This window comes from Pseudomonas sp. UBA5568 (assembly GCF_002425525.1).
GTDB classification, from domain to species: domain Bacteria; phylum Pseudomonadota; class Gammaproteobacteria; order Pseudomonadales; family Pseudomonadaceae; genus Aquipseudomonas; species Aquipseudomonas fulva.
Genome location: NZ_DIMK01000036.1, coordinates 1 through 12,503 on the forward strand (window position 1 = coordinate 1; position 12,503 = coordinate 12,503).

Sequence of the window (12,503 nt, forward strand, 5' to 3'; positions counted from 1 at the left end):
GCGGCAGGCGATCTCGTCTTCACGCAACGCTTCCCAGGCACGGCCGATGGGCATGCGCAACAGGCGGTTGATCACGAACAGCGCAAGCAGTGCCAGCAACAGTGCAACCAGGTACAGGAAGATGACCTTGTTGATCGAGTTGTAAGACAGGCCGAAATACTCGTGGAAGGTCTGCATGCCTTCGGCGGCGCGGCGTTCGAAGGTAAGGCCGAAGAATTCGGGCTTGGGAATGTTGCTGATGCCGTTAGGGCCACCGGTCCAGTCGGTGAGGTTACGCAGGAACAGGCGAATGATCTCGCCGAAGCCCAGCGTCACGATCGCCAGGTAGTCGCCGCGCAGGCGCAACACCGGGAAACCGAGCAGGAAGCCGAAGGTGGCGGCCATCAGGCCGGCAATCGGCAGGCAGACCCAGAAACTCCACCCCAGGTAGTGCGACAGCATGGCGTAGCTGTAAGCGCCCACGGCGTAGAAGCCCACATAACCCAGGTCCAGCAACCCGGCCAGGCCGACCACGATGTTCAGGCCAAGGCCGAGCAACACATAGATCAGGATCAGGGTGGCGATGTCGACAGCGCCGCGCGAGCCGAAGAACGGCCAGATCAGGGCTACCACGACCAGCCCCAGAATCACCCAGCGCTGGGTTTTGGGAAGGGTCAGGTAGTTGCTCAGCGCAGGTGGAATCAGCTTGCGGTCCGAGCGTCGGCCCATCACCGAGCTCCACTGCCGGTCGAACAGCACGCGCAGGAACATCAGCACCGAGCATACGGCGATGATGCTGATGGTGAACGAGCCCTGGCTATGCACCACCAGGCTGATGCCGTCGATGCTCAGTTTCAGGCCCAGCACCGGGAAGGCCACGGCCCAGACCAGCAAGGCGCTGAAAAACGCCGGTTTGAGATTCTTGTTCATACTTTTTCAACCTCCGGGCGGCCCAGAATGCCGGTCGGCCGGAACAACAGGACGAGAACCAACAAGCCGAATGCCACGACGTCCTTGTACTGATCACCGAAGATGTCGGCGCCGAACGCTTCGGCCACACCCAGCACCAGCCCACCGAGCATGGCGCCCGGAATGCTGCCGATACCCCCCAGCACTGCGGCGGTAAACGCCTTCAGGCCTACCAGGAAACCGGCATTGGGGTTGATGACCCCGTATTGCATGCTCAGCAGCACGGCCGCGACGGCCGCCAGGGCAGCGCCGATGACGAAGGTGAGGGCGATGATGTTGTTGGTGTTGATGCCCAGCAGGTTGGCCATCTTGATGTCCTCGGCGCAGGCGCGACACGCGCGGCCCAGTCGCGAACGGGAGATGAACAGGGTCAGCAGGGTCATGGCCACGAGCGTCACCACGAACACCAGCACTTGCATGTAGGACACCAGGACTTCTTCTGCGCCGCCTGGTCCGAACGAGAAGCTGCCCGGAATCAGGTTGGGAATGGACTTGTCCTTGGAGTCTTGGGACAACAGCACGGTATTCTGCAGGAAAATCGACATGCCGATGGCAGAAATCAGCGGAATCAGCCGGTTACTGTTGCGCAGTGGTCGGTAGGCAACCCGTTCGATGCTGTAGCCATAGGCACTGGTCACGAAAATGGTCGCGACGAAGGCAACGGTCATCAGGATCGGCAGCGAATGAATACCCATCATGGCCAGACCCGCCAAGGCGATGAACGCAACGTACGAGCCGATCATGTAGACCTCGCCATGGGCGAAGTTGATCATGCCAATGATGCCGTACACCATCGTGTAGCCGATGGCGATCAAGGCATAGGTGCTGCCGATGGTCAATCCATTAACCAGTTGTTGGAAGAAATGGTAGATCTCAGGCATTACAGCGCTCCTAAAAACCTGATTTGCATTTCGCTGGCCGGGGTACGGCCAGGAAACCGCGGGTGACGGTTTTAAGATTTTCAGGTGAGCCCGTCCCCGGATCGCGGGGGCGTGCCCATGAACCTCGTAAAACAAAGCCCACTGCTCGCACAGTGGGCTTCTCGGTCAGCTATTAGTCACGCTTGTTACTGAGGGGAGACTTCGGTCTTCGGCTTGCCGAAGTGCCATTCGTAGACCACGAACTTGAAGTCTTTGAGGTCACCCTTGTCGTCATAGGTCAGGGTGCCGGTAGGGGTCTTGAACGAACCTTGGTGGATGGCCTCGGCCACTTTGGCGGTGTCCTCGGAGCCTGCGGCCTTGATGCCCTGGGCGATCAGCTCGACGGCCGAGTAGGCAGGGAAGACGAACGGGCCGCTTGGGTCCTTGCCGTCAGCCTTGATCGCGTCGACGATCTTCTTGTTCTCAGGGTCGGCATCGAACGACTTCGGCAGGGTGACCAGCAGCCCTTCGGAGGCATTCTGGGCGATTTGCGAGATGGAGTCGTTACCCACACCTTCCGGACCCATGAACTTGGCTTTGAGGCCTTTTTCCTGTGCTTGACGCAGGATCAGACCCAGCTCTGGGTGGTAGCCGCCGTAGTAGACGAAATCGACGTTGTTCTGCTTGAGCTTCTGAATGATGGACGAGAAGTCCTTGTCGCCGGCGTTGAGGCCTTCGAACACGGCAACCTTGGTGCCTTTTTGCTCCAGAGTCTGTTTGACGGCCGTGGCGATGCCTTCACCGTACTGCTGCTTGTCGTGCAGCACTGCGACCACCTTGGGCTTGACGTGATCGGCGATGTAGTTGCCTGCGGCAGGGCCCTGGGCGCTGTCCAGGCCGATGGTGCGGAAGATCAGCTTGTAGCCGCGGGAGGTGATTTCCGGGGATGTTGCCGCCGGGGTGATCATGATCACGCCTTCGTCTTCGTAGATGTCGGACGCTGGCTGGGTGGAGCTGGAGCACAAGTGGCCGATGACGAACTTGACGCCATCGTTGACCACTTTGTTGGCGATGGCCACGGCCTGTTTAGGGTCGCAGGCGTCGTCGTATTCCTTGGCTTCTAGCATCTTGCCATCGACACCGCCTGCTGCGTTGATGTCCTTGATGGCTTGCTTGGCGCCGATGAACTGCATGTCGCCATATTGGGTCACGGGGCCAGTCTTGGGCCCGGCGATCCCGATCTTGATGGTATCGGCGGCAAACGAATGGCTGGCTACCCCGGCCAGAACCATTGCGGCGAACAGCTTGGAAATCTTGATCATAATGCTCCACTCATTCTGTTGTAATTCTTATAGTCCTGGCGGCCAGGGCTACAGACCAGGCGGGTTGCGGCGTGGCCATGCCAACGCGCAAGCCCACCTTCCCCGGAACATGTCCCGGAACTGTACCGGTACAGTGTAGAGCGCTGTCAGCGCGCTTGAAAAGCGGGCAAAAAGCGCCTGGTTTAACGGTTGTCGCTTGCTTGACACAAAAGTACAGAAAGGCGCCATCAAATGGCTTATCCTGGCAGTCGTACCCCGAAAATACGGGGCCTGATACCCAAATGCATATTTGAAACCGGGTTTTTCTGCAAAAATGCCGGCTTTTTCAAAAGCCAGATTTCCAGCGGATATTCCCATGACTGATCGAACAAGCACCCTCTATGCCAAACTGCTCGGAGAAACCGCCACCATCGAGTGGAAAGCCTTGGAAAGGTTCTGGGCAAAGGGTGACCTGATTTGGGTCGATCCCGCCCTGGATTTAATCACCGTGGCCACGGCAATGGCCGAAAACCGCAGTGACCTCTTCGATAAGTGGCGCTCTGATGGCACTGTCGGCCCGGTTACGGCAGAACAGGCCAGTGACCTGCAAACCCGCGATCCAGAGATATGGGCGGTAGTCGTATCGCCGTTCATCGTCATTCAAGTCAGGCGGTGAATGACAGCCTTGTGCTTTTTTGGTGCGCGAAAACGCGCAGGCGCCTCTTTTGGGTGCTTGTGATTGCTCAATCGAGGTAGAGGTAAGTAACAATTCGGCGTGGCGGTAACAGTTTACGGCATGCGTAAAGGTGGCCATCGCCGCAGTCATGCAGCGCAGCATTGCCCCAGCCACCCTTTTTCAGCCAGGAGTTCCTGATGAGCAACGCATTACCCTCCCTAGGTTTCGCTGGTGTCGGTCTGATGGGCCTGCCGATGTGCCAGCGCCTGCTGGCGGCCGGCTATGGGCTGTGGGTGTGGAACCGCAGCCCGGAAAAATGCCAGGCGCTGGTTGACGCAGGCGCGCGACTGGCCGCGAGCCCTGCCGAGCTTGCGCAGCAGGTGGACATGGTATTGCTGTGCCTAGCCGATACCGCCGTGGTGCGCGACGTGGTATTTGGCGATCAGGGCGTTGCCACAGGCGGGCGGCAGGGCCAGCTGCTGGTGGATTTTTCCAGCCTGGAGCCTGGCGCTACCCGGGAAATGGCAGCCCAGCTGGGCGCCTTGTGTGGGATGGGGTGGCTGGATGCCCCGGTGTCCGGCGGCACGGCAGGTGCGCAGGCAGGTACCCTGGCGATCATGGTGGGCGGGGAGGTGGCTGACCTGGCGCGTGCTCGCCCAGTGTTGGAGGTGCTCGGCCAGCGGGTGACACACATGGGGGGCGTTGGCGCAGGCCAGGTGACCAAGGCCTGCAACCAGATGATCGTGGCGTGCAACGCCCTGGTCATCGCCGAGGTCATCGCGCTGGCCGAGCGTTCCGGGGTGGACGCCGGGTTGATCGCCCAAGCCCTGGCAGGCGGCTTTGCCGACTCCAAGCCTTTGCAGATACTGGCCCCACAGATGGCAGAGAGCCGTTTCGCTCCCATCAAGTGGCACGTGCGGACCCTGCTCAAGGATCTGGACGGTGCCGTGAAGTTTTCACGCGAACAGGGCGCAGCGACGCCGCTTACGGGCCTGGCTGCCCAGTTGATGCGGTTGCACGGCAGTCAGGGTTACCTGGACCAGGACCCTTCGACGTTGGTCGAGCAGTATCGAATCAAACGCCAGGACTAGGTGCTGACCCGGCGCGTGGTGGGTACGTTCTGCCCAGGGGCGACCTCATCCCAGAAACGATGAGGCCGCTGCAGGTCAGGTGGGCTCGCCGGGGTCAGCCTGCGACCAGCACCCGTATCGCTTCAAGACGCAGTGCTGCTTTGGCCAACATGGCCAGGCCCTCTTCGCGCTGCTTGCGCAACGCGTCGATTTCACTGTCCCTCACGCTCGGGTTGACCGCTTGCAGTGCCACCAGGCGTGCGAGCTCTTCGTCGGCTTCGGCGGCCAGGCGACGTTGGGCGTCGGCCACCCGTTGCTCGTGGAGCGGGACGATCTTTTCTTCGCCGCTGCCGATGCGCTTTGCAAGCACGTCACGCTGGGCCTGGACGAACTTGTTGGCGCTGGCACGCGGCACGCTCTCGAGCTGATCGTTCAGGGTCTCGAATGCGACCCGCGAGGCCAGGTCATTGCCGTTGGCATCAAGCAGGCAGCGCAGGGCGGCGGGCGGCAGGTACCGGCCCAGTTGCAAGCTGCGCGGCGCGACCACCTCGCTGACGAACAGCAGCTCCAGCAGCACGGTCCCAGGCTTGAGCGCCTTGTTCTTGATCAGTGCCACGGCGGTATTGCCCATCGAGCCGGACAGCACGAGGTCCATGCCGCCTTGCACCATCGGGTGCTCCCAGGTCAGGAACTGCATGTCTTCACGCGACAGCGCCTGGCCGCGGTCGTAGGTGATGGTCACACCTTCGTCATCGCCCAGGGGGAAACTGGCATCGAGCATCTTCTCGCTGGGCTTCAGGATCAGTGCGTTTTCCGAATGGTCTTCACTGTCGATACCGAACGCATCGAACAGGGTTTCCATGTAGATCGGCAGGGCGAACTGATCGTCCTGCTCGAGGATGGCCTCGACCAGCGCTTCACCTTCGCCGGCACCGCCGGAATTGAGTTCGAGCAAGCGGTCACGGCCGGTATGCAGTTCGGCTTCGAGCCGCTCACGTTCGCTTCTCGCTTCGTTGACCAGGCTATCCCAGGCCTTGCTGTCATCGCTGTCGAGCAGTGCCAGCAGGCGTGGGCCGAATTGGTGCTGCAGGGCGTTACCGGTGGGGCAGGTGTTCAGGAACGCGTTGAGCCCCTCGTGGTACCACTGGAACAGGTGCGCTTGCGGCGTGCCTTGCAGGTACGGTACGTGCAACTCGATGGTGTGCTTCTGGCCGATACGGTCCAGACGCCCGATACGTTGTTCGAGCAGGTCGGGGTGAGCAGGCAAGTCGAACATCACCAGGTGATGGGCGAACTGGAAGTTGCGCCCCTCACTGCCGATTTCCGAACAGATCAGCACCTGGGCGCCGAATTCTTCGTCGGCGAAGTAAGCCGCCGCGCGGTCGCGCTCCAGGATGCTCATGCCTTCGTGGAAGACAGAAGCCGGAATACCGGAACGCACGCGCAGGGCGTCTTCCAGGTCCATGGCGGTCTCGGCATGGGCGCAAATGACCAGCACCTTGGTGCGCTTGAGCATTTTCAAGGTGTCGATCAGCCAGTCGACCCGCGGGTCGAAGCGCCACCAACGCTCTTCTTGCGCCTGGTCCGCCTGGGACTGGAACGCCACCTCAGGGTAGAGCTCGGCGTGTTCACCCTCGGGCAAGCTGGCGTATTGCTCCGGATTGGGCAGTGAGTGAGGGTGCAACTGACGCTCAGGGAACCCCTGGATGGCGGCACGGGTGTTGCGGAACAGCACTCGCCCGGTGCCATGACGATCGAGCAGTTCGCGGATCAGTCGGGCACTGGCCTGGCTGTCCCCGTCGTTGACCGCAGCGAGCAGTGCATCGCCCTCGGCCCCGAGGAAACCCTGGATGGTGGCGTGTGCCTTCGGCGACAAGCGCCCCTCGTCCAGCAGCTCCTGCACCGCCTCGGCCACCGGCCGATAGTGCTCGCTTTCGGCGCGGAAGGCCGCCAGGTCATGGAAACGGTTGGGATCGAGCAGGCGCAGCCGCGCGAAATGGCTGTCCTGGCCCAGTTGCTCAGGGGTCGCGGTGAGCAGCAACACGCCGGGAATGACCTGGGCCAGCTGTTCGACCAGCGCATATTCGGCACTGGCGTGTTCCTCGTGCCAGACCAGGTGGTGCGCTTCATCGACCACCATCAGGTCCCAGCCTGCCGCGAACAGTGCATCCTGGGCCTTCTCGTCGTCGACCAGCCACTCCAGCGCGACCAGCGCGAGCTGGGCATCCTCGAAGGGGTTGCTGGCATCGCTTTCGATGAACCGCTCGGCATCGAACAGGGCGACCTGCAGGTTGAAGCGCCGGCGCATCTCTACCAGCCATTGATGCTGGAGGTTCTCAGGCACCAGGATCAGCACCCGGCTGGCGCGGCCGGTCAGCAGCTGGCGATGAATCACCAGGCCTGCCTCGATGGTCTTGCCCAGGCCCACTTCGTCGGCGAGCAGTACGCGAGGTGCGCTGCGGTCGGCCACTTCGCGGGCGATGTGCAACTGGTGAGCGATGGGCTGGGCGCGGCAGCCGCCCAGACCCCACAGCGTGGACTGCATCTGCTTGCTGGTGTGCTGAAGGGTGTTGTAGCGCAGGCTGAACCACGACAGCGGGTCGATCTGGCCGGCGAACAGGCGGTCGCTGGCCAGGCGGAACTGGATGAAGTTCGACAGCTGGGTCTCCGGCATCGTGCGGGGCTGATTCTGCCCGTCGAGCCCGTGATAGACCATCAAGCCGTCGATGTCCTCGACTTCGCGCACGGTCAGCTTCCAGCCTTCGAAGTGAGTGATCTGATCACCTGGCGAGAAGCGCACGCGTGTCAGCGGCGCATTGCGCAGGGAATATTGCCGGGTATCGCCAGTGGCCGGGTAGAGGACGGTCAGGAGGCGGCCATCCTGCGCCAGGATGGTACCCAGGCCGAGCTCTGCCTCGCTGTCGCTGATCCAGCGTTGCCCCGGTTGATGCTGCTGCGCCATACTGCCTGCACTCCCGCGATGAAAAAGCCGATTATGTTAACGGATCGGCCGGGCAGACCAAAGTGCCGAGTGCACCTGAGGGTGCCGAACGGTATCGGCCGGTGCATCAGTCTAGCCGTTTCGTCGCTTCATGCCGTGCCGACGAGGGTTCTGCATCCCATGCCTGCCAAGCCCCTTTGCGTTGTCTTGAGCCTTACGGCCGGCGGTCTGCTCCTGGCAGGCTGCGAGCCCAAGACCTTCGAAACCTTGCCGCCCATCCCCATGGAGCAGTTGGAGGTGCTGGGTGTGCAGGCACCGCTCAAGAGCGTGCACTACCGTGACAGGAACGGCGAAGGCCTGTTGGTCTTGAGCCGTGTCGATGGCCAGGCCAGCGACCCGGAAAGTGAACAGGAAGTGGACAAGGTCGTGCTCAAGGCAACCTTGTACGGCCGCCGCAAAGCGCAAGAAGCTTTCCAGGCGCGCTGGCAGATCGATCAGCAAACCACGTGTCCGGGCCTGGATCTGGACGTGGATTTCTACACCGATGTCAGCGGCGTGGCCGACCTCGATCAGAACGGTGAGGCCGAGGTGACGGTGGCCAGTCATGCCTTCTGCGGAGGAGGTGTCGAGCCCCATGACATCGCCATCGAGATGCGTGACGGGCAAACGGTCTACAGCATCACGGGTCAGTCGCTGATCACCCCGGCAGGCGAAGACCCGATCGGCGGCGAGCGCCAGGACAGTGCCTCGCTCAAGGCTGCCCCGGCCTGGGTTCGAGCCCATATGGATGCAGTGTGGCAGCAGGTCTACCAGCGTCCCTGGAGCGAAACTGCCTTGCAGGACCAGGATGAGGCGCAGGACGAACCGGGCTGAATGTTGTCCATGACTTCAAGGCAGCTGTGTGGTTGCCGATACAGGGGTACAGGAGAACGCCATGCTGCCACCGATCATTCCGCTCAGCGCTGCCCCGGTCACCTCGCAGCAGGACCCGGTCAAACCGACCCCGGATATAAAGCCGGTAGTGCCGGCGCAGCCTGCGTCCGGTGAAAGTGCGATCGACCTCAAGCGCCAGCGTGACCCGCAGGAACAGCAGTTGCTGCTGCGCGAGGAGCAGCGCCGGCAGCAGCAACGCCAGGGTAAAGGCAAAGGTATTGATGAACGGTTCGATGCGTTGCCAGGCCATGAGGTCAACGCCGACAATACTGTGCCAGTGGTGCCGCTGATGGGCGAGCCCGTGCGTCAGGGGCTGCTGGTGGACATCGAGGTATGAAGCAGGGCTGGCAAGTGTCTGGTTCTAGCCCCATCATGCAGCATCCGTAGTGTGTAGAGCCCAGTATGAGCCAAGACAATCTCATTGATTTCGATGCCGAACGTGCCCGCCGCGTGCATGACATCAAGGAAAAGCGCCTGAACGAGATGCGCGATGCGTTCGAACAGGCATTGCCCTTGAACGCTGCCAAGAAGAAGTCCAAGCGCAAGCCCAAGAAGCGCTGACGCTTGACGCAGGTCAACCCTGCGCCCGCCCCGTGCGCCCGGCCCCGGGCGTCATTGACCCTGGTCAATTTTCTTCCGCCCGACATTGGTTACTGTTTCCCCATCGGACAACGGCGAACAAATGGAGAGGTCGGCATGTTCTTCGACAACGTGGTTATCGCAGGGGTGGTAACGGTGGGGTTGATGGTGGCTTTCTTCGCCGGTCTAGGCATTTTCATCTGGAAGGACTCGAGCAAGCGCAAGCGCCATTGACCTTCCCGATTCATGAGCACGCAAGGCATTTAGGGCGACTTCGGTCGCCCATTTTTTTGCCCGGCATCTGTTCCGGCGACGTGGCCCGTTGGGCACGGGCGTGGCCTGCAGTGGCAAGCGTTCCCGTGTGACGGCTGCGCAGCGCGTTCCATTGACCATGAGGTGGGGCATGACCATTACATCCCAGGATATCTGCAAGGCGGCCGAGCAGCTCAAGGGCTTCGTGGGCTTTCACGGTAAACGTGGCATCTATATCGTGCGTTTCTCCGAGGATGCCTTCGGTATGGATATCGCCGACGACAGCATCACCCCGTGCAACGAGTTCGTATGGCGGCCTGAGCAGGGACATCGCATGGCCTTGTGTCGCGAGCGACTGGGCTTGCTGATGGAGCAACACATGGATGAGCGGCTGAATGTGAGTGAGCCGTTGAAGGCTTACCTTCGCCGGCATGACCTGCCTGAGATTGTGGCCGAGCGACACTTGCACCCGGCAGGTGTCATCGCGCCAGCGATATGAAGGCGGGGGGTTCGGCAGAAGGCGCCACGCTGGCATTGGCCCGATGAGTGACCATGACCCGATCCCGGCCATTGCGCTTGGCGACATACAAGGCGGTGTCCGCCTGGCGTAACCAACCGTCCGGAGACTCCAGCGAGGGGTCGAACGGGCAGAGGCCAATGCTCAAGCTGATGCGCAATTGGGGCGTCTGCGGGTCGCGGTAGCTCGCCACACGCTCACGCAGGCGTTCCATGGCCTGACACGCCTGGGCTTCGGTGGTGCTGGGCAGTATCACGCAAAACTCATCACCCCCGTAGCGTCCGGCCTTGTCGCCTTCGCGCAGGGCGCCGCGCAACTCGATGCTGACCTGGCGCAATACCTGATCGCCGACCACATGGCCGAAAGTGTCATTGATGGTCTTGAAATGGTCGATGTCGATCAGAGCGACTACAGCCTCACCGCGCTGTTTCCTGCACCCGCTAAAACGCCTTGCCAGGAGGTCTTTCCAGGCGCCATGGTTGAGTAGCCCGGTGAGGCTGTCGGTGAGGCTGAGGGTGTTGAGCCGGCGTTTGTGCTCGGCCAGCTTGATTGCCAGTCGATAGCACACCCACCCAAGCGCCGCTGGATACAGCGTCAACATCGGCAGGCAGGCGTAGACCTGAAAGGCGGTGGCATTGGGTTGAAATCCCGGCCCCAGCAGGGCGCAAGCCGCAAGCATGCCTGCCAATTGCGCCATCCCTGCGCGAATAGCCAACCCCTTGCCGCCGGCTGCGACGTTGTTCATGGTGACCATCGACAGGACGGTAACCGTCGGCAGCGGGTTGAATTGCATGGCACCGGCCCAGAACCCACCCATCAGCGAATCAAGGAAAAAGTTGCGCTGCTCGGCCTGGTAGGGCGCTTTGGACCGGGCCGCCCATTGATAGGCCAAGTGTGGCCACAGCAAGCCGTTGAAAAGCATGAATGCCCAAACCCAAGCGGGGGGAGACAGGGGTTCCACCGCAGCCATTACCGCGAAAAGCCCCACACCCTTGCCCAGTACCCGAGGCAGATAAATCCGTTTGGCAAACGAAAGGCCTTTGCCGGTGCGTGTGTCCATGGGTGTGATCTCTATCGGGGCGCTTATCGCTTGACGTGCGCGAGTATTCTGGGCCATGGCAGGCGCACGAGACATGGCCTTGCAAGCCAAATCACGGGTGATGCGAGCAGTGGGGCGAGTATGCCTGACTGGGCTGTGGAAGAAGAGGGCAAAGCTGGGCAGCGTTGTCGCAACGCCTCGGCCCAGCTTCCTTATAGAAGAAGAGGGGATGTTACCCGCACGCCTTAAAGGCAACGTTTCACTTTTGCTGATCGTCCTCGTGCTTTCGCGAGGGCTGTTCATCTTTGAGTAACTGGGACGGCGATTTGCCGCTGTCGCTGCGCACCTGTGCATGGCTGATCAGACCAAAGATGAGACTGCCGCCGATGATGTTGCCGGCCAGCGTAGGCAGGGCAAAGTGCAGCAAGAAGTTGCTCCAGGTTTCTTCACCAGCCCAGACCAGATACGAGACCTCTACCGACCCCACCACGATGTGGGTGAAGTCGCCCAATGCCATGAGGTAGGTGATGACCAGGATGATCCAGATCTTGGCGTGCTCCATGGAGGGGATCATCCAGACCATGGTGGCGATCATCCAGCCGGACACGATGCCTTTGGCAAACATCTGGCTGACGTCGTTTTCCATCACCTTACGGCCCACCTCCAGAAACGCGATATCTGTCTTGGTATCGAAGATCGGCAGTTCGAGCATTACCCAGGCCACCAATAGAGTACCGGCCAGGTTGCCGGCCAGGACCACGCCCCAGAGGCGCAGCAAGCGACCGAAGTTGCCCAGCGTTGGCGTCGTCATCACTGGCAGGACAGCGGTCAGGGTGTTCTCGGTGAACAATTGCTGCCGCGCGATGATGACGGCCAGGAAGCCGGCGCTGTAGCCGATACTGGCGATGACCTGCGCGCTCTCGCCGTCCGGCAGACGCGAGTACAGAAGACCCATGGCCATCAGTGACAGCCCCATGGACAAACCTGCGGCAAGGGCTGACCACCAGAGCGCAGCCAATGTACGTTCCAGTTCCTGATCGCCCTGCAAGCGAATGGTCTCGTGCAACACCGCCGCACGCGGCGGCTGGTTGGAACTGACCTCCTGTTGTTCGTCTGCCGACAGGCCCGGGGTTTTCTCGCTTTGCGCCTCGCTCATTACCGCTACGCTCCGTGGTGGGTTTATCTACAGATTCACTGCAGCCTCATTAAGTTGCGGGGAGTGGGGCGCTGCGAGCGCAAAAGTTTTTAAATCAAAGGGTTGACTCCAGATTCAAAGCGCGTATTATTCGCCACCTCGCAGCGAGTAACGCAGCGGGGAAGTCGGTCAGCGGTTGAAGTTTCAAGTCTTCGAGTAAGGCGCTTCAGAAAACTTCAAAATAAACGCTTG

Annotated in this window: 13 protein-coding genes; 7 read left to right on the forward strand and 6 right to left on the reverse strand. The window is 61.2% G+C overall.

The features are described 5' to 3' along the window. From livM to B2S33_RS11325, 3 genes are all read right to left on the reverse strand, one after another. A partial coding sequence (gene livM, locus B2S33_RS11315; protein ID WP_288650296.1) for a high-affinity branched-chain amino acid ABC transporter permease LivM occupies window positions 1-909 on the reverse strand: 909 nt, incomplete at its 3' end. Beyond that, on the reverse strand, window positions 906-1,829 hold the full coding sequence (gene livH, locus B2S33_RS11320; RefSeq protein ID WP_023535272.1) for a high-affinity branched-chain amino acid ABC transporter permease LivH: 924 nt from the start codon (window positions 1,827-1,829) through the stop codon (window positions 906-908). The genes livM and livH, both read right to left, overlap by 4 nt. Before the next feature lie 185 nt (window positions 1,830-2,014). Beyond that, window positions 2,015-3,130, reverse strand: a complete 1,116-nt coding sequence (locus B2S33_RS11325) for a branched-chain amino acid ABC transporter substrate-binding protein (RefSeq protein ID WP_145280873.1) — start codon at window positions 3,128-3,130, stop codon at window positions 2,015-2,017. 355 nt (window positions 3,131-3,485) lie between these two features. Here B2S33_RS11325 and B2S33_RS11330 point away from each other — a divergent pair, with 355 nt between their 5' ends. After that, on the forward strand, window positions 3,486-3,785 hold the full coding sequence (locus tag B2S33_RS11330) for a DUF2288 domain-containing protein (protein ID WP_027915314.1): 300 nt from the start codon (window positions 3,486-3,488) through the stop codon (window positions 3,783-3,785). Between the two features lie 197 nt (window positions 3,786-3,982). Then, complete coding sequence (locus B2S33_RS11335; RefSeq protein ID WP_027915313.1) at window positions 3,983-4,876, forward strand: NAD(P)-dependent oxidoreductase; 894 nt, start codon at window positions 3,983-3,985, stop codon at window positions 4,874-4,876. Window positions 4,877-4,970: 94 nt separating this feature from the next. Here the strand turns inward: B2S33_RS11335 and rapA are convergent, their stop codons facing one another. Beyond that, window positions 4,971-7,817, reverse strand: a complete 2,847-nt coding sequence (gene rapA, locus B2S33_RS11340; RefSeq protein ID WP_288650298.1) for an RNA polymerase-associated protein RapA — start codon at window positions 7,815-7,817, stop codon at window positions 4,971-4,973. A 159-nt stretch (window positions 7,818-7,976) separates the two neighbouring features. On the opposite strand from rapA, the gene B2S33_RS11345 reads away from it, so the two are divergent. The 5 genes from B2S33_RS11345 to B2S33_RS11365 all read left to right on the forward strand — a co-directional run bounded on the left by B2S33_RS11345 (window position 7,977) and on the right by B2S33_RS11365 (window position 10,059). Beyond that, complete coding sequence (locus B2S33_RS11345; protein WP_028687604.1) at window positions 7,977-8,669, forward strand: M949_RS01915 family surface polysaccharide biosynthesis protein; 693 nt, start codon at window positions 7,977-7,979, stop codon at window positions 8,667-8,669. A gap of 61 nt (window positions 8,670-8,730) precedes the next feature. After that, on the forward strand, window positions 8,731-9,066 hold the full coding sequence (locus B2S33_RS11350) for a hypothetical protein (RefSeq protein ID WP_027915311.1): 336 nt from the start codon (window positions 8,731-8,733) through the stop codon (window positions 9,064-9,066). 65 nt (window positions 9,067-9,131) lie between these two features. Then, a complete protein-coding gene (locus tag B2S33_RS11355) occupies window positions 9,132-9,290 on the forward strand; it encodes a hypothetical protein (protein ID WP_088523537.1) in 159 nt (52 codons plus the stop codon). A gap of 135 nt (window positions 9,291-9,425) precedes the next feature. Continuing rightward, complete coding sequence (gene ccoM / locus B2S33_RS11360; protein WP_288650300.1) at window positions 9,426-9,542, forward strand: cytochrome c oxidase subunit CcoM; 117 nt, start codon at window positions 9,426-9,428, stop codon at window positions 9,540-9,542. A 169-nt stretch (window positions 9,543-9,711) separates the two neighbouring features. Further along, the gene (locus tag B2S33_RS11365) at window positions 9,712-10,059 is read left to right on the forward strand and encodes a DUF2025 family protein (protein WP_088523536.1); all 348 of its coding nucleotides are present in this window, start codon (window positions 9,712-9,714) and stop codon (window positions 10,057-10,059) included. On the opposite strand, the gene B2S33_RS11370 is transcribed toward B2S33_RS11365, so the two are convergent. Both B2S33_RS11370 and B2S33_RS11375 read right to left on the reverse strand, forming a co-directional pair. After that, window positions 10,040-11,137 (reverse strand): diguanylate cyclase, encoded by a 1,098-nt coding sequence (locus B2S33_RS11370; RefSeq protein WP_288650302.1) that lies wholly within the window; start codon window positions 11,135-11,137, stop codon window positions 10,040-10,042. The genes B2S33_RS11365 and B2S33_RS11370 overlap by 20 nt on opposite strands. 238 nt (window positions 11,138-11,375) lie before the next feature. Beyond that, complete coding sequence (locus B2S33_RS11375) at window positions 11,376-12,272, reverse strand: formate/nitrite transporter family protein (protein ID WP_288650304.1); 897 nt, start codon at window positions 12,270-12,272, stop codon at window positions 11,376-11,378. Between the last annotated feature and the right edge of the window lie 231 nt (window positions 12,273-12,503).